We start from the raw sequence: 17,564 nt of genomic DNA on the forward strand, positions 1-17,564 counted from the left end.
GGCGCCCCCCCCAGCCGGGCCGCAAAACAAACCCACCCCGCGGTGGGGCCTCACCACCTCCATATCCGTTCCCCCCCGCCACCGGCGTTTTGTCGTCGTGCCCCGTGCCCCGGGTCGGGCGGGCGGCCGGGGCCGCCCGCCGCTCAGCCGAGGTCGGCCGGCTTCGGCGTGCCACCCGGGCCATCGCCCCGGCGGCGCCGCGGCAGGCGGGGCCGGAACCGCTCGGCGAACGCGTACCGACGCTCGGCCCGGCTCGGCCCGCCCCGGCGGCGCAACGACGGCGGGAGCAGGCTCGCCCGCAACCGGCGACCGCGTCCGGCCCGGGCCAGCAGACCCCGGCGGACCGCCCGCACGTCCTCGCCGAGGCCCGGCTCGCGGACCGGCGGGGTGGCCGCGTACAACAGCCGTTCGGTGGCGAGCGCGATCCGCGGCAGCGCCTCGCGGGCGGCGAGCACGGCCGATCCCGCCGCGAGCCGCCCGGTGTCGTCGGCGTCCCCGGCACCCTCGGCGGCGGGGGCGTCGACCGCCAGCACGGCGAGCAGCCGTTCGGCGGCCTGGCGCGGGGTCTCCGCGTCCGGTGCCGGGTGGCCCAGGTCGCGGGCGGTGTCCAGCACCTCGGCCCACCCGCCGAGCACCGGCCCGGCGCGGTCGTCGGCATCGACGTCGGCCGCCACGTCCCGGGTGAGCGCCGCGAACCGGCGTCGGCGAACCCGGGTGCGGACCAGCATCGGCGCCACCACGAGCAGCACCGCCAGCAGCACGGCGCCGCCGATCAACAGCACCCGGCCGGACAACCGCGGCCCGTCCGAGGAGGCGCCGACGGCGGCCGGCGCGCTGGTCGTGGCGGTCGACGGCCCGGCGCTCGGCACCGTCTGCGGCTGCTTGGTGGGCAGGTCGCCCGCACTGCCCGGGGTGGCCGACGGCGCGACCGGTGCCACGTCCTGCTGGGCGTAGGACGGCGAGTTGCCTCGGGAGGGGGTCGGCTCGAACCGGATCCAGCCCGCGCCGGAGAAGTACAACTCCGGCCACGCGTGCGCGTCGTGGCTGCTGACCTTGTAGCTCATGTCGGCCTGCTGCGTGCCGGGGATGAAACCGACCGCGATCCGCGCCGGGATGCCCAGGGTGCGGGCCATCACCGCCATCGCGGAGGAGAACTGTTCGCAGTAGCCGACCTTTTGCTCCAGGAAGTTCTCCAGTGCCGAGGCGCCGTTGCCGGGCGGGACCTTGGTGTCGTAGCGGAACTGGTTGGAGCGGGCGAACCACTCCTCCAGGTTGCGGGCCCGGTCGTAGGAGGTGCCGTTGCCGCCGATCCGCTGCGCCTGCTGGCGGATCCGGTTCACCATGTCGGGCGGCAGGTTCAGCGCCACGTAGGGCGCGAGCGCGGGCGGCGGCGGGCCGGCGGCCTTGAGCTGGGCGGGGGTCGGCTCGACGTCGAGGCTGGTCACCGTCCAGCCGAGGCCGCGCAGGCCCTGCTTGTTGTCGGCCAGCAGCAGGCGACCCTCGGGCTCGTAGCGCCAACTGCCCTTCACCTGGACCTGCGTCGCCGGGTAGGGCATCGGCAGCGAACCCTGGTCGTAGTCCCGGTCGGACTCGACCCGGGTGACCACCTCGGTGGTGCGCACCCCCTGGTCCAGGCCCGGCGGCTTGGGGAAGTCCTTCGGAACGTCGGTCAGTTGCCGCTCCGACGGCTGCCAGGAGCGGCCGTCGAACCGGTCGAGGGAGGAGATCCGCAGATAGATCGAGCCGGGCGAGGCGGAGCTGGTGCGATAGCGCATCAACTCCCGGTTCTCCGCCCGGTTCAACTCGTCGGAGAGCTTGACCACGGGGTTGATCGTGGTCAGCCGATGCGACTGCGGCCCGTTGTCGTTCTTGTCCAGGAGCCGGTTGGCGCTCAGCGGGATCAGCGCGGGCACCGCGACGGCCACCGCGAGCGCGGCCACGCCGATCCGGCCGCCGCCGCGGGCGGGTGGGCGGTACTGGCGCATCGGTGGATAGCCGGGCGGTATCGGCGGCGCCAGCGGCCTGCCCCAGCGCAGCAGCCGTTCGCGGCCCTCCGCGAGCAGCAGCAGGACGTAGGCCAGCGCCGCGACCAGGAAGACCGCCCAGCCGAGGCCGGACTGGGACAGCGCGGCGGGCACGCTGTAGAGCGCGAGCAGCGGCAGGCCCGCCGGCGCGGCCTGCGCGTAGGTCACCGCGATCATGTCCACGATCACGGCCACGCCGCCCATCACCGTGAGCAGGATCGCGACGATCCCGGGCGTGGCGGGCGCGGGCGTGCTGAACTCGCGAATGTCCTGTCCGCCGGTGCGCATCAACTCCACGAACGCGTCGACGCTGCCGGGGGTCGGGATCGGGCCGCTGGCGTCGGGGACGCAGACCAGGAGCAGGTAGGGCACCAGGGCGGCGAGCTGGGTCAATCCCACGATCGGGCGCGGCACCCGGATCCGCCGGGCCCCCTCGCCGACCAGGGCGACCAGCAGGATCGCGCCCAGTCCCTGGGCGATCCAACGGCCCGCGTCGACCAGCGGGAGCAGTGCGGACGAGGTCAGTGCGGTCGCGAGAGCCGCGACCAGGGCCAGACGCAGTCGGCCGGTCATGGCCGTTCCCCTCCGTCGACGGTGGAGCCCCCGATCGTGGGCGCCGTGCGAGGGCGCGGCGGCGGGCCCGAGGCGGCGGGCGTGGATACGGGCGCGGGGGCCGCGGGGGCGGCGGCGCGCGCGGTGCCGGCGTAGGACATCGAGCCGGCGGCGGCCGGGTCGCCCACCCGACCGGCCGAGCGCCACAGTTCGGACAGCCGGGAGCCGGCCCGGGCGGAGAGCACGCGCCAGCCGGCCTGGCGGAGCAGGCCCACCGCGCTGTCGTGCGGCAGCGCGCCGGGCACCCGGCCCCACGTGCTCACGTCCAGGACGATCGCGACCCCGCGCCCGGAGCGGTGCCGGGCCCGGCCGAGCCGCTTGACGTCGTCCTCGGTCAGCGCGCCGAGCACGGCGACGGTCAGCCCGCCGCCCGCCGGGTCGCGCAGCGCGGGCTCGGCCTGGTCCAGGGCGTTCACCGGCACCGTCTCCACCACCGCGAGCGCGTCGAGCAGGAAACCCTCCAGGTCGCCGGGCGCGGCCCGGATGCCCTCCAGGTCCCCGGCGAGCGCGTCGCCCTCGGCGTCGAGCAGGCGGGTGGTGTAGCCGCGCCGGCACAGGTGTACGCCCACCGACGCGGCGGCCGAGACCACCCATTCGAAGGACGAGGCCGGTCCGTCGCCGACGTGCGCGCCGGCGCGGGTGTCGATCAGTACGGTGGCCCGGTTCTGCCAGGCCTGTTCCTCGCGGCGCACCATCAGTTCGCCGCGGCGGGCGGTGGAGCGCCAGTGCACCCGGCGTACGTCGTCGCCGTGCCGGTACTCGCGCGGGACCACGTCCTCCTCACCGGACGCGGACACGTTGCGGGCGTGGCTGTCGCCGTAGCCGGTCCACTCGCCGCCCAGGTCCACCGCGGGCAGTGGCTGCACGGCCGGGGTGACCACGAGGGTGTCCCGGGCGGCGAAGGAACGAGTCAGCTCGCACATCCCGAACGGGTCGGCCATCCGCAGGCGCAGCGGCCCCACCGGGAAACGCCCGCGCAGATCCGAGCGCACCCGGTAGGACACGTGCCGGTTGCCGTGCGGCTCGATGCGGTCCAGCACGAAGCGGGGCCGCGAGCCGAGCACGTAGGGCACGTGGTCCTCGAGCATCAGCAGACCGGTGGGGATGCGCGAGACGTTGTCCACGCGCAGCCGCACCTGGGACTCGTGGCCGGCCGCCACCCGGGGCGGCTCCAGCCCCCGGGCGCTGGTGACCAGGTGCCGGGTGCGGGCGACGATCAGGACCGCCACCAGCGGCAGCGCGGTGAGCAGGAAGCCGACCCGCAGCAGGTCGCGTTGGCCCAGGACCACCGCGCAGATGCTCGCGGCGATCCCCGCCGCGAGGAAGGAGCGCCCCCGGGTGGTCAGGCCCGACAGTGCGGTACGCACGTCAGCGCGCCGCCCCGGAGCCCGTGCCGCCGAGGCGACCGTCGGACGGCACCGGCGCGTAGCCCTCGTGCGCGGTCGGCGCCTGCGTCGGGTACGGCCGGCCGCCGTTGTGGTGCGGGACGCCGCCCGGGTAGGGCTGGTGGGCGGGCGGCACCGGCGGGGCGGGCACGATCTGCGGCGCGCCGACCGCCCGCCCCTGGGCCGGTTGCGGGGCCTGGCCGGTGGGGGCGCCGGGGACCGGGACCTGGCGCACGATGTCGGCGACGATCTGCTCCGGGGTACGTCGGGCCATCTGCGCGTCGGCGGTGGGCAGCAGGCGGTGGGCCAGCACCGAGACGGCCAGGGTCTGCAGGTCGTCCGGCAGGACGTAGTCGCGGTTGTCCAAGGCGGCCGCCGCCCGTGACGCGCGGACCAGGTGCAGGGTGGCGCGCGGCGAGGCGCCAAGGCGCAGTTCGGGCGAGCGGCGGGTGGCGTTGACCAGGTCGACCGCGTAGCGCGCGACGGCCGGGGACACGTGCACCCGGCGGACGGCGTCGGCGAGGCGGACCAGGTCGCGCGCGTCGGCGACCGGGGTCAGGTCGGTCAGCGGGGAGCCGGCGCTGTGGCCGCCGATCATCCGCAACTCGGCGTCGATCGCCGGGTATCCCATCGAGACGCGGGCCATGAACCGGTCCCGCTGCGCCTCGGGCAGAGGATACGTTCCCTCCATCTCCACCGGGTTCTGCGTCGCGATCACCATGAACGGCGCGCTCAACTCGTAGGTGGTGCCGTCGACGGTGACCTGACGCTCGGCCATGCACTCCAGGAGCGCGGATTGCGTCTTCGGCGAGGCCCGGTTGATCTCGTCGCCCACCACGATGTTGGCGAAGATGGCGCCCGGCTTGAACTCGAACTCGCGCTTCTCCTGGTCGAAGACGCTGACGCCGGTGATGTCCGAGGGCAGCAGGTCCGGGGTGAACTGGACCCGACGCATGTCGCAATCGACGGATCGCGCGAGGGCCTTCGCCAGCATCGTCTTGCCGACTCCCGGAACGTCCTCGACGAGCAGGTGGCCCTCGGCCAGCAGCACCGTCAAGGCGAGGCGGACGACCTCGGGCTTGCCCTCGATCACGGTCTCCATGGCCCCGCGGATCCGATCGGTGGTGACCGTCAGATCCCCCAGACCGGCCTGATCGTTGAACGTCGACACCCGTGCCCCTCCCTGGAACCGCGTTGTGCACGCCCTGGGTCAGGGCCACAGGCCGATTCTCCCGGTAGCGTGCGCTGCCGTCACCCCGTTGGACGGCCCGGACAACGCGCATTGCGACTCCGGACGGTAGCCGACGCGGCATGGAGGGCGATCCGGTCGGCGCAAAAGGCTTCGGCCGAGACGGGTCGATCCCCTCGATGGTGCCGCGCCGATCCGGAATTCGGGTCGGCGGGAGAGGCGACGGAGCCTATGACTGCGCGGAGGCGCCTTCCGGTTGCACGTCGGAGAGCGGGAAAACCTCGCGCAGCAGGCCGGTGGTGACGTCGTAGACGAAACCGCGCACGGTCTCCCGGTGCAGGAGGAACGGGGAGCGGAGCACCCGGTTCATCGACTGGCGCACGTCGCCGTCGAGATCGACGAACGCCTCGACCGCCCACTGCGGGCGCAGGCCCGTGTCGGCCTCGAGTTCGCGGCGGAAGTCCTCGGTGACGGTGAGCATGCCGCACTGGGTGTGGTGTATCAGTACCACCTGCGTGGTGCCCAGGTGCCGCTGACTGATCGTCAGCGAACGCACCACGTCGTCGGTGACCACGCCGCCCGCGTTGCGGATCACGTGCGTGTCGCCCAGTTCCAGACCGAGCATCGCGTGCACGTCCAGGCGGGCGTCCATGCACGTGACGACCGCCGTGTGGCGGACCGGCATGGCGGACATACCGGGGTTCCGGTACTGCTCCGCGTAGAGGCGGTTGGCTGCGACAAGACGATCGACCATGGTCAGGACGTTAGCGATTGCCAGGCGGATCCGCTTCGTGGGGGGAGTCACACTGCCCACATGCAGATGATTCGTCGCAATTCTGAGCTATGAGTGCTAATCCACGAATGGGAGATTCGTACCGGGAGCCCAAGGGTGCAAAGGCCGAAACCCGCGCCCGATGCGGGGGAGTGGCGTGCGGGGGGCGCGCAATCGGGTGGTTCTTCTGCCTCACCCCTTCTGAGCTGGGCTTTTGTCATCAGTGGGAACAGAGTGACGCGCCCGAAAAGGGTTGACCGTGGGGTTTGGTGGAGTAGAGTGGCGGGAAATGGAGCCCACAAGCTCCTGACGGCGGCCGGAGGTGCTCGGTGTTTCTGGGCACATACGAGCCCCGGTTGGACGACAAGGGCCGGCTGATCCTGCCGGCGCGATTCCGGGACGAGCTGGCGGAGGGCCTTGTGATCACAAAGGGGCAGGAACGCTGCCTCTATGTGTGGCCCATCGCGGAGTTCACCCGGATCGCCGAGCAATTGGGTCGAGCCCCGGTGACCTCGAAGGCGGCACGCGACTACATGCGCGTGCTCTACGCCGGGGCCTCCGACGCGGTGCCGGACAAGCAGGGGCGAGTGCTGGTGCCGCAACCCCTGCGCGACTACGCGGGCCTGGACCGGGACAGTCGGGACTGCGTCGTCATCGGGACCAACACCCGGGTCGAGCTGTGGGCGGCCCGGACCTGGCACGACTACCTCGCGGAGCAGGAGCGGTCCTTCGCCGTGTTGTCCGAGGAGGTGCTGCCCGGTCTGATCTGAGCCGATCCGAGCGCGGCGACGCCCATCGCGTCTTCTCGGTTCCCGAGTCGCATCCTCACGAACGTGGTCTCGCCCGGCGCACCTGCGGCGAGGTCTCCACCCGCTCCGAGCTTTCTGGCACTCCTTCCCCGGTGCCAGAGGTCACTTCCCCAGACGAGCGGGCGGGGACCTGGCGGCACGGTTCGCGGCATGTTCCGCGAGAAGGTTGCACCTCGGCCTCCGGGCCCTGCCCGGCGGATCTTGGCGGGTCCGCGCCGCCCGGCACCGCACCTCGCCGCACCGGAGAAACAGCCGAATGGAACCACTATGCGGCTGCTCCTCCGGCACGCCGATGCACGGCACCGGACGACGCGGCCTGCTCCGCCGAGATCCGCCGGGCAGGGCCTAGACTGCGGGTTTCCGCACGACGAAGGGCCCGGAGTGAACGCGACGATGGTGGAGGGGCCGTGACGGCACCCGCCCACATTCCGGTCCTGCTGGAGCGGTGTGTCGACCTGTTGGCCCCCGCGTTGCGCGCACCCGGAGCGATCGTGGTGGACGCGACACTGGGCATGGGCGGACACAGCGAGGCCCTGCTCACCGCCTTCCCCGAGGTACGGCTGATCGGCCTCGACCGCGACCCCGAGGCGCTGGAGCGCTCGGCGGCCCGGCTCGCGGGGTTCGGCGAGCGGGCGACGCTGGTGCACGCGGTCTACGACGAACTGCCCGAGGTGCTGGATCGGCTCGGGATCGAGCGGATCAACGGCATCCTGTTCGACCTCGGCGTGTCCTCGCTGCAACTGGACCGGGCCGATCGCGGCTTCGCCTACGCGCAGGACGCGCCGCTCGACATGCGGATGGACCCGACCGTGGGCATCACCGCGGCCGACATCCTGAACGGCTACACCGCCGCGGAGTTGGCCCGGATCCTGCGCGACTTCGGCGAGGAGCGGTTCGCCCGCCGGGTGGCCGACGCGATCGTGCGCGAGCGGGAGAAGGAGCCGTTCACCACGAGCGCGCGGCTGGTCGACGTGGTGCGCACCGCGATCCCGGCCGCGACGCGGCGTACCGGCGGCAATCCCGCCAAGCGCACCTTCCAGGCCCTGCGGATCGAGGTCAACGGGGAACTCGCGGTGCTGGAGCGGGCGTTGCCCGCCGCCGTGCGGGCGCTCGCGCTGCACGGGCGGATCGTGGTGATGTCCTACCACTCGCTGGAGGACCGGATGACCAAGCGCGTGTTCGCGGCCGGCGCACAGAGCAAGGCGCCGCCGGACCTGCCGGTGGTGCCGGAGGAGTTGCAGCCGCGGTTCAAGCTGCTCACGCGCGGTTCGGAGCAGGCGAGCGAGCGGGAGAACGAGGCGAACCCGCGCGCGGCATCGGTGCGGTTGCGGGCCGCGGAGCGGGTGCGGGAAGACCGGTGAATCGACGCGGCGGACGGGGGAGCCGATGAGCGGCGCGGCGAAGACGATGACCCGGATCCGCCTGGCCGCGCGCCGGGCGAAGGGGACCACGCGCACGCCGTTCGTGGTGCTCGTGGTCGGTCTGCTCGGCGGCGGGCTGTTGTCCCTGTTGCTGCTGAACACCGCGCTCAACCAGGGCTCGTTCGAGGTGGGCCGGTTGCAAAAGCGCCAGGACCAGCTCACCGACGACCGCGAGGCGTTGCAGCGCGAGCTGGACGCCAGGGCCGCGCCCGGCGAACTCGCCCGACGGGCCCAGGAGCTGGGGCTGGTTCCGGGGGGCAGTCCGGTCTTCATCGACCCCGCGACCGGGCGAGTGCTCGGGGTGCCCAAGCCCGCAACGTCCAAGCCGCCGTTGGTACCGGAGGCCCCCGCGACACCGGCCGGTGCCACCGCCGCCCCGCCCGCCGGTGGGGGACCGGGCGTGCCGGTGGCCCAGGCCGGGGCCGATCCGGCCGGGGCTTCGGCGCCGGCGACTCCGGCGGCGCCGGCGGCGCCCGCCGTCGAGACGCCGGCGACCATCGCCCCGCCTGTCGCCGAGACCCCGGCGGCCCCGGCGACGCCCGCCGCGCCGGAAGCGGCTCGTTGACGCGAGGCTCCGCCGATCGTGTCGCCCGCCCGGGTGCGCGGTCCACGGGCGGGTCCGGGCCGTGGGGCGCCGCGCCGCGAGAGGGCGGCGCGATTCGACGTGTCGGGTCGGGGTGGCGGGCGGGTCGATGTGGTCGGGTGGAGGAGGGTGGGGTTTCGCCCGGCGCCGCGCGTTCGTCCGCTCGTTGTACGGGTGTGCCGCCGGGTGCGGTGCGCTGTCGCGTCCGCCCCGCTGTCGCGTTCGACTTGTTGTCACATTCGGCTTGCTGCCGCATTCGGCTTGAAGGGACCCCGCGTTGACCGACGGACGCCGTGACCCCCGTGATCCGCGTGATCCCGACGAGCCGCGTTCCGCCGGAAGGGGCCGCCGGGACGCCGGCGCCGACCCGGCCGGGTCCTCGGCGCGCCGACCCCGGTCGGCGGCCGACCGCACGGGTGCGCCGGACGCGCGCCGCCCGCGCCCGCGCGGTCAGGGCGACCCGGCCGCGCCGCGTGGTGCGGGTGCGCGCGACGGGGAGCGGGCGGAACCCGGCGCCCGAGCCGGCCGACCCGGGCGACCGCGCCGACCGGGCGACGAGTCGGATCCGCCCGCGCGGCGCACCGGGCGACCCGCGAGCCCCGACGCGCCCCGCTCGGGCCGGTCGCGCGCGGACGGCGGGTCCTCCGGGATCGGTTCGGGCCGGTCGCGGGGCGATGGCGCCTCGCCCCGGGCGGGGTCCGGGCGGGCTCGGGACGCGGACGGGGCCGTGCGTCGAGGGGCGGAGCGTGCTCGGGCCGAGGACGGCGCTGCGCGGCGCGATTCGGGTCGGTCGCGGGGTGATGGCGTGTCTTCCCGGGTGGAGTCCGGGCGTTCGCGGCGCGAGGACGAGTCCGCGCGTCGGGGTTCGGGGCGCGGCGAGAACGCGGTCCCTCGGGCCCAGGGTGCCTCGCCGGGTAGGCCGCGCGTGGACGGTGCGTCCTCCCGGGCCGACGGGCGGGCGCGGGCCGGGTCCGGGGAGGATCGTGGCCGGCTTCGGGCGTCGCGGGCGCGGGAGCGTGGTGGGGCGGAGAGTGGGCCCCGGCCCGTGCGGCGGGCCGGGGATGCCGCCGCCACGCGGGACGAGCGTTCGGCCGCCCGACGCCCCCGGCCGGTGGACGGCTCGGGAGACCGGGCCGGGTCGGAGCGGTCGAGGCCGCCTCGCACCGCCTCCGGTGAGGGCGCCGGGCGGCGGGTCCGCGAGGCTGCCCGGGCCGAGCGGGCCGGGGCTTCGGGGCGGGCGCGGCCGAGTGCCGCCCGGCCGGCTCGTCTCCCCGCCCCGCGTCGGCCCGTACGGCCCGCCCGGATGGGCGACCCGCGCAAGCGGCTGCGGATCGGGCTGATCGCGCTCGGCGTGGTGCTGACCCTGTTCGCCGGCCGACTGCTTCAACTCCAAGCCCTGGACGCGCCCGCGTACGCCGCGCAGGCCGCCGCCAAGCGCACCCAGACCGTCACCGTGCCCGCCGAGCGCGGCTCGCTCACCGACGCCTCCGGGGTGAGCCTGGCCAAGTCGGTGGACGCCTACGACGTCACCGCCGACCCCACCCAGGTGCAGAAGTACGACCCGCACGCCACTGCGCTGGCGCTGGCCCCGCTCGTGGGCGGCGACCCGGTGGCCATCGAGGCCAAACTGCGCACCCCCAAGTCCCGCTACGTCGTGCTCGCCCCACAGGTGGACCCCGCCGTGTGGAACACCATCCGCCAGGCGCAAAAGGACCTCGGCAAGGTGCGCCGTGACGACCTGGTCGGCATCTACTCGACCAAGCACAGCAAGCGGATCTACCCGGCCGGCCCGGTCGGCGCGAACCTGGTCGGCTTCGTCAACGCCACCGGCCACGGCGGCGGCGGCCTGGAGATGACCCTCGACGGCCAACTCGCGGGCAAGGACGGCCGCACCACGCAGGAGATGGTCTACGGCCGCCGAGTGCCCACCTCCGACCTCACCGGCACCCGGGCCGTGGCCGGCTCCGACGTGCAACTGACCGTCTCGCGCGACCTCCAGTGGTACGCCGAGCAGTTGATCGGCGCCAAGGTCGCCGAGACCAAGTCGGAATCCGGCACCGTGGTGGTCCAGGACGTGCGCAGCGGCCAGATCCTGGCGATGGCCACCGCACCCGGCTACGACCCCAACCACATCGGCCCGAACGACGTGCACAACCTGGGCAACCGGGCGGTGGAGGAGGCGTACGAGCCGGGCAGCACCGGCAAGGTGATGACCATGGCCGCGGTGATCCAGGAGGGCCGGGCCACCCCGGGCACCCACGTGACCGTGCCCAACCGGCTCGCCCGCGCCGACCAACTGTTCAAGGACGAGCACGACCACCCGACCCAGCAGCTCACCCTGGCCGGCGTCCTGGCCAAGTCCAGCAACATCGGCACCATCCTGGCCTCGGAACAGCTGGGGCCGAGCCGCGCCGAGGCCAACGCCAAGCTGCACGAGTACCTGACCCGGTTCGGCGTCGGGCAACCGTCGGGCCTGAAGTTCCCGGGCGAGACGCCGGGCATCCTGGCCCAGCCGCAGAAGTGGAGCGGGTCACAGCAGTACACGATCCCGTTCGGCCAGGGCCTGTCGGTCAACTCGGTCCAGGCCACCTCGGTGTTCCAGACCATCGCCAACGGCGGCGTGCGGATCGAGCCGAGCCTGGTCAAGGGCAGCACCGACGCGGACGGGAAGTTCAAGCCCGCCGCCGCGCCCAAGTCCACCGTCGTGGTCAGCCCGGAGACCGCCCGCCAGGTGAGCGACATGCTGGAGACCGTGGTCGCCGACGACGGCGGCACCGGCAAGAACGGTCGCATCCCCGGCTACCGCGTTGCGGGCAAGACCGGCACCGCCAACCGGTTCGACCCCAAGACCGGCCACTACAACGGCTACACCACGTCCTTCATCGGCTTCGCCCCGGCGGACAACCCGCAGGTCGTGGTGTCGGTGACGCTCCAGGCGCCGGGCATCGACGGAGGTGGCGGCAGCCTGTGCGCGCCGGTGTTCCAGCAGGTGATGACGTTCGCCCTGCAGAGCCGTCGGATCGCCCCGAGCGGCACCGCGCCGCTCGATCTCCCGATCGAGTGGTGATCGATGCCGGCACCAGGCGAGTGGTCAAAGCGCGGTAGCCTGCCCGCCGTGCCCAACCGTGATCTGCGCCGCCCTGCCGAGGTGCGCCCTCAACCGCTGACCGGCCTGGCCGGGTTTCTCGCCGTCCCGCTCACCGGGGGCCCGAGCGATCCGGAGGCGACGCTGACCGGCGTCACCCACGACTCGCGGGCCGTGCGCCCGGGCGATCTGTACGCCGGGTTGCAGGGCGAGCACGTACACGGCGCCGCGTTCGCCGCGCAGGCCGCGAAGGCGGGCGCGGCCGCGCTGCTCACCGACCCGGCCGGCGCGGCCCTGGCGGCCGACAGCGGCCTGCCCACCCTCGTGGTGGCCGATCCGCGCGGCCGACTGGGTGAGATCGCGGCCTGGGTGTACGGGCGGCCCGCCGAGCACCTGACCATGTACGGCGTCACCGGCACCAACGGCAAGACCACCACCGCCTACCTGCTCGACGGCGGGCTGCGCGCGGGCGGCGGCGTCACCGGGATGATCGGCACCGTCGAGACCCGGATCGGCGAGGAGGTGGTCCCCAGCGTGCGCACCACGCCGGAGGCCACCGACGTACAGGCGCTGCTCGCGTCGATGCTGGAGAGCGGCGTCACCGACGCGGTGATGGAGGTCTCCAGCCATGCGCTCGCGCTCGGCCGGGTCGACGGCACCGTCTACGACGTCGCACTGTTCACCAACCTGTCCCAGGACCACCTCGACTTCCATCCGTCGATGGAGGACTACTTCCTGACCAAGGCCGACCTGTTCACGCCGCGCCGCTCGCGACTGGGCGTGATCGACGTGGACGACGCGTACGGCCGCCGGCTCGCGAAGCTGGCGAGCGTGCCGGTGCTGACCGTGTCCGCGACGGGCGACCCGGACGCCGACTGGCGGGCCGAGAACGTCGAACTCGGCCCCGACGGCAGCCGCTTCACCGTGGTCGGGCCCGACGGGCACAAGGCCGAGGCGCGGGTGTGCCTGGCCGGCCCGTTCAACGTGTCCAACGCGCTGCTCGCGATCGTCGCGCTGACCGCCGGCGGCGTCTCGCTCGACGACGCCGTCGAGGGCGTGGGCCGCACGCCGGGCGTGCCCGGGCGGATGGAACGGGTCGACGTCGGCCAACCGTTCGAGGCCGTGGTCGACTTCGCGCACACCCCGGACGCGGTCGAGACGCTGCTGCGCGCGCTGCGCCCGGTGACCTCCGGCACGCTGACCATCGTGCTCGGCGCGGGCGGGGACCGGGACCGGGCCAAGCGCCCGCTGATGGCCGCGGCCGCCGCCCGGTTCGCCGACGCGGTCGTGCTCACCAGCGACAACCCGCGCTCGGAGGACCCGAACACGATCCTGGACGAGATGCTCGCCGGGATCGGTGCGGCCGACGCCTCGCCGGGTGCCGTGCTGGTCGAGCCGGATCGGGTCGCGGCGATCGCGCTCGCGGTGGACCGGGCCGCGCCGGGCGACACCGTGGTGATCGCGGGCAAGGGGCACGAACAGGGCCAGGAGTTCGCGAACGGGATCAAACACCCCTTCGACGACCGCGTCGAGCTGCGCGCGGCGTTGGCCAGAACCATGCACGCCGGCCCCGCGTCCCCCAAGCAGTCCACCGATGCGAGGATCGTGGCTCCCGCACCATCAACGCACACCCCGACGTCCGAGACCCCGAACCCAGGCGTCCCGGCGACCGGCACCTCGCGTGCCGAGGAGACGAACCAGTGATTTCCACCACTCTTGCCGAGATCGCCACCGCTCTCGGAGGGCGGCCGGCGGGCGGCGCGGATCCGCACGCGCACATCACCGCCGGGATGGTCGTGGACTCCCGCAAGGCCGGCCCCGGCACGCTGTTCGTGGCCGTACGCGGCGAGCACGTGGACGGGCACGACTACGCGCGCGCCGCGATCGAGGCCGGCGCGGTCGCGGTCCTCGCCGACCGCGAGACCGGCACCCCGGCGATCCTCGTCGACGACGTGGTCCGCGCGCTCGGCCGACTCTCCCGGACGATCCTGGACCGGCGTCCCGAGACCACGGTGATCGCGCTGACCGGCTCCTCCGGCAAGACGAGCACCAAGGACCTGCTCGGCCAGGTGCTCGCCCGCCGGGGCCCGACGATCGCCCCGAGCGGCAACTTCAACACCGACATCGGCCTGCCGATGACCGTCCTGGGGGTGACCGAGGAAACCCGTTACCTGGTCGCCGAGATGGGCGCGCGCCACGTCGGCGACATCGCCTACCTGTGCACGATCGCCCCGCCCCGGATCGGCCTGGTGCTCAACGTCGGCTCCGCGCACATGGGCGAGTTCGGCGGGCGCGAGGGCATCGCCAAGGCGAAGGGCGAGCTGGTCGAGGCGCTGCCCGCCGACGGCGTGGCCGTGCTCAATCGGGACGACCCGTACGTGCGCGCGATGGCCGCGCGCACCAAGGCCCGCGTGGTCACCTTCGGCGAGAGCGCCGAGGCGGACGTACGGGCCGAGAACGTGACACTCGACGAGCAGGGACGGGCCTCGTTCACGCTGTGCGTGCCGGAGGGCAGTGCGCCGGTGATCTTGCGCCTGTACGGTGAGCACCACGTGGCGAACGCACTCGCGTGTGCCGCGGTGGCACGCGAAGTGGGCATGACCGTCGAGGACATCGCGGCCGCCCTCGGCGCGGCCGGTACGATCTCCCGCTGGCGGATGGAAGTCACCCGCAGGGACGACGGGGTGACCGTCGTGAACGACGCGTACAACGCCAACCCCGAGTCGATGCGGGCCGCACTCAAGGCCCTGGTCGCGATGGCGGGTGGCAATCGTACGTTCGCCGTGCTGGGCGCCATGCGGGAGTTGGGCGAGGAGTCGCTGACCGAGCACGACGCGATCGGGCGACTCGCGGTACGCCTGAACATCCACCGACTGGTGGCCGTGGGCGGCAGGGAGGCCGCCTGGATCGACATGGGCGCGAAGAACGAGGGTTCGTGGGGTGAGGAGTCGGTGCTGGTGCCCGACGTAGAGGCGGCCGTCGAACTACTCCGGGGCGAACTGGCCCCGGGCGACGTCGTACTGGTGAAGGCGTCCCGAGGGGTCGCCCTGGAACGGCTCGCGGACGCGCTGTTGGCGGACGCCGCCGGGGACGACGTGAGCAACGCGGAGGTGCACGGGTGAGGGCCATCCTCATCGCCGGCGGCATCGCCCTGGTGTTGTCGCTGATCGGTACGCCGCTCGCGATCCGGATCCTGGTCAAGCGCGGCTACGGCCAGCTGATCCGGGACGACGGTCCGGCCGGACACCACAGCAAGCGCGGTACGCCCACCATGGGCGGCGCGGTGATCATCCTGGCCGCGCTCATCGGCTACGGCGCCGCCAAGGCGATCACCCTGGAGACGCCGAGCGCGTCCGCGCTCCTGGTGCTGTACCTGATGGCGGGCCTGGGCCTGGTCGGCTTCGTCGACGACTTCATCAAGATCGTCAAGCAACGCAGCCTGGGTCTGCGGGCCAAGGCCAAACTGGCCGGACAGTCGTTCGTGGGCATCTCGTTCGCACTGCTCGCGATCCAGTTCAAGGACGCGCGCGGGTTCACCCCCGCGTCCACCCACCTGTCCTTCGTGCAGGACACCGCGCTCGACCTGACGCCGGTGTTCTTCGTGATCTGGGCCTACATCCTGATCGCCGGCCACTCCAACGGCGTGAACCTCACCGACGGTCTGGACGGTCTGGCGACCGGCGCCTCGGTGATCGTCTTCGGCGCGTACACCTTCATCGGCGTCTGGCAGTACGGTCAGTCGTGCCTGAACGCGCCCGGCGTGGGCTGCTACGACGTGCGCGATCCGCTCGACCTGGCGATCGTGTCCGCCGCGATGATGGGCTCGTGTTTCGGCTTCCTGTGGTGGAACACCTCGCCGGCCAAGATCTTCATGGGCGACACCGGTTCGCTCGCCCTGGGCGGCGCGCTCGCCGGGCTGGCCATCCTGACCCGCACCGAGTTGTTGTCCGCGCTCATCGGCGGCCTGTTCCTGATCATCTCGCTGTCGGTGATCATCCAGGTGGGCTACTTCAAGATGACCGGCAAACGGGTGTTCAAAATGGCGCCGCTCCAGCACCATTTCGAACTCAAGGGGTGGACCGAAGTACTCATCGTGGTTCGGTTCTGGATCATCGCCGGCCTGTGCGCCATTCTCGGGATCGGCATCTTCTACGCGGGCTGGGTTACGGGAACGTAAGAGACGTGAGTACGAAAGACCTGAGCACCTTCACCCATCACGGTGCGCCGTGGGCCGAGCTGTCGTTCTGCGTCGCGGGCACCGGGGTCACCGGCGCGTCCGCGGCGCGGGCGCTGCACGGCCTCGGCGCCCGGGTCGTGGCGATCGACGGCAGCGCCGACGACAACGCGCGGCGCCGCGCCGAGGAGTTGGGCGCGCTCGGCGTCGACGTGCGGCTGGGCGACGACGAGACGCTGCCCGAGAACACCGACGTGCTGATCACCTCGCCCGGACTGCCGCCCACCAAGCCGCTGTTCGCCGCCGCGCGCGCGGCCGGCGTACCGGTGTGGGGCGACGTGGAGTTGGCGTGGCGGTTGCGGCCGCGCGTGGACCCCGCGCCGTGGCTGGCGATCACCGGCACCAATGGCAAGACCACGACCGTGCGGATGCTCGCCTCGATCCTGGAGGCGTCCGGCAAGCGGGTCGCCGCCGCGGGCAACGTCGGCACACCCGTGGTGGACGCGGTGCTCGCCCGCGACGCCGACGGCGAACCGGCGTACGACGTGCTCGCCCTCGAACTGTCCAGCTTCCAACTGCACTGGCTGCCGACCTGGGAGGAAAGTCCCAAGGACGACGCCGGCGCGCCGCGGATGCTGGCCGCGGCGGTGCTGAACATCGCGCCGGACCACCTGGACTGGCACGGCTCGCCGGAGGCGTACGCGGCGGACAAGGGCCGGATCTACGGCGGTTGCCAGATCGCCTGCGTGTACAACCTGGCCGACCCGCAGACCGAACAGCTCGTGCACGAGGCCGAGGTCGAGGAGGGCTGCCGCGCGGTGGGCTTCGGGCTCGGGCCGCCGGGGCTGTCGAACTTCGGGGTGGTCGACGACCTGCTGGCCGATCGCGCGTTCGTGGCCGACCGGCACAGCACCGCGGCGGAGCTGGCCACCGTGGGCGACGTGAACCCGCCCGCGCCGCACAACGTGGCCAATGCGCTGGCCGCCGCCGCGCTGGCCCGCGCCTACGGCGTGCCGCCCGTGGCGGTGCGCGACGGGCTGCGCGCCTTCCGGCCCGACGCGCACCGCATCGCGCATGTGGCCACCGTGGCCGGCGTCGACTACGTGGACGACTCCAAGGCCACCAACGGACACGCCGCGGCGGCCTCGCTGGCCGCCTACCGGGACATCGTGTGGATCGCCGGCGGCCTGGCCAAGGGCGCGTCCTTCGACGACCTGGTCTCCGGCGCGAAGAGCCGGCTGCGCGCGGTGGTGCTGATGGGCGCCGACCGCGCGGTGATCCGGGACGCGCTCGCGCGACACGCCCCCGATGTCCCCGTGGTGGAGGTTGCCGCGACCGACACTGGGGCCATGGAACTGGTCGTGGGCGAGGCGGCGGCGCTGGCGCGTCCGGGTGACACCGTGCTGCTCGCGCCCGCGTGCGCCTCGATGGACATGTACGCCAACTACGGCAAGCGCGGCGACGCGTTCGCCGACGCGGTCCGCGGGCTCGGGCCGGCGGCGGGCTGACC

12 protein-coding genes are annotated in these 17,564 nt (G+C 73.4%); 8 read left to right on the plus strand and 4 right to left on the minus strand.

The features are described 5' to 3' along the window. Nucleotides 1-143: 143 nt before the first annotated feature. From ACWGR4_RS18780 to ACWGR4_RS18795, 4 genes are all read right to left on the minus strand, one after another. Nucleotides 144-2,597, minus strand: coding sequence for a transglutaminase family protein (locus tag ACWGR4_RS18780; protein ID WP_452132561.1), 2,454 nt, complete (start codon nt 2,595-2,597; stop codon nt 144-146). Beyond that, nucleotides 2,594-4,003, minus strand: coding sequence for a DUF58 domain-containing protein (locus ACWGR4_RS18785; RefSeq protein ID WP_452132562.1), 1,410 nt, complete (start codon nt 4,001-4,003; stop codon nt 2,594-2,596). Before ACWGR4_RS18785 ends, ACWGR4_RS18780 begins: the two co-directional genes overlap by 4 nt. Before the next feature lies 1 nt (nt 4,004). Further along, entirely contained in the window at nt 4,005-5,192 is a 1,188-nt protein-coding gene (locus ACWGR4_RS18790; RefSeq protein WP_380012716.1) for an AAA family ATPase, read from the minus strand. A gap of 247 nt (nt 5,193-5,439) precedes the next feature. Then, nucleotides 5,440-5,964: a beta-class carbonic anhydrase gene (locus ACWGR4_RS18795; protein WP_380012719.1), complete on the minus strand. Its 525-nt coding sequence runs from the start codon at nt 5,962-5,964 to the stop codon at nt 5,440-5,442. A gap of 347 nt (nt 5,965-6,311) precedes the next feature. On the opposite strand from ACWGR4_RS18795, the gene mraZ reads away from it, so the two are divergent. From mraZ to murD, 8 genes are all read left to right on the plus strand, one after another. After that, nucleotides 6,312-6,752: a division/cell wall cluster transcriptional repressor MraZ gene (mraZ, locus tag ACWGR4_RS18800; protein WP_380012722.1), complete on the plus strand. Its 441-nt coding sequence runs from the start codon at nt 6,312-6,314 to the stop codon at nt 6,750-6,752. Between the two features lie 446 nt (nt 6,753-7,198). Next, nucleotides 7,199-8,152: a 16S rRNA (cytosine(1402)-N(4))-methyltransferase RsmH gene (gene rsmH, locus ACWGR4_RS18805; RefSeq protein WP_380012725.1), complete on the plus strand. Its 954-nt coding sequence runs from the start codon at nt 7,199-7,201 to the stop codon at nt 8,150-8,152. Between the two features lie 25 nt (nt 8,153-8,177). Further along, a complete protein-coding gene (locus tag ACWGR4_RS18810; RefSeq protein WP_452132563.1) occupies nt 8,178-8,777 on the plus strand; it encodes a cell division protein FtsL in 600 nt (199 codons plus the stop codon). Between the two features lie 1,321 nt (nt 8,778-10,098). After that, entirely contained in the window at nt 10,099-11,862 is a 1,764-nt protein-coding gene (locus ACWGR4_RS18815; protein WP_380012731.1) for a peptidoglycan D,D-transpeptidase FtsI family protein, read from the plus strand. 48 nt (nt 11,863-11,910) lie between these two features. Then, nucleotides 11,911-13,584 (plus strand): UDP-N-acetylmuramoyl-L-alanyl-D-glutamate--2,6-diaminopimelate ligase, encoded by a 1,674-nt coding sequence (locus ACWGR4_RS18820; protein ID WP_380012734.1) that lies wholly within the window; start codon nt 11,911-11,913, stop codon nt 13,582-13,584. Further along, nucleotides 13,581-15,002, plus strand: a complete 1,422-nt coding sequence (locus tag ACWGR4_RS18825) for a UDP-N-acetylmuramoyl-tripeptide--D-alanyl-D-alanine ligase (protein ID WP_452132564.1) — start codon at nt 13,581-13,583, stop codon at nt 15,000-15,002. Before ACWGR4_RS18820 ends, ACWGR4_RS18825 begins: the two co-directional genes overlap by 4 nt. Then, a complete protein-coding gene (mraY, locus tag ACWGR4_RS18830; protein ID WP_078977595.1) occupies nt 14,999-16,057 on the plus strand; it encodes a phospho-N-acetylmuramoyl-pentapeptide-transferase in 1,059 nt (352 codons plus the stop codon). Before ACWGR4_RS18825 ends, mraY begins: the two co-directional genes overlap by 4 nt. Before the next feature lie 20 nt (nt 16,058-16,077). Further along, nucleotides 16,078-17,562: a UDP-N-acetylmuramoyl-L-alanine--D-glutamate ligase gene (murD, locus tag ACWGR4_RS18835; RefSeq protein WP_380012827.1), complete on the plus strand. Its 1,485-nt coding sequence runs from the start codon at nt 16,078-16,080 to the stop codon at nt 17,560-17,562. The last annotated feature ends 2 nt before the right edge of the window (nt 17,563-17,564 follow it).

This window comes from Embleya sp. NPDC055664 (assembly GCF_053618075.1).

Coding starts and splice junctions, on each gene's coding strand:
- ACWGR4_RS18795 (WP_380012719.1), bottom strand. CDS start 5,964: ATGGTCGATCGTCTTGTCGCAGCCAACCGCCTCTACGCGGAGCAGTAC.
- ACWGR4_RS18815 (WP_380012731.1), top strand. CDS start 10,099: ATGGGCGACCCGCGCAAGCGGCTGCGGATCGGGCTGATCGCGCTCGGC.
- ACWGR4_RS18780 (WP_452132561.1), bottom strand. CDS start 2,597: ATGACCGGCCGACTGCGTCTGGCCCTGGTCGCGGCTCTCGCGACCGCA.
- ACWGR4_RS18810 (WP_452132563.1), top strand. CDS start 8,178: ATGAGCGGCGCGGCGAAGACGATGACCCGGATCCGCCTGGCCGCGCGC.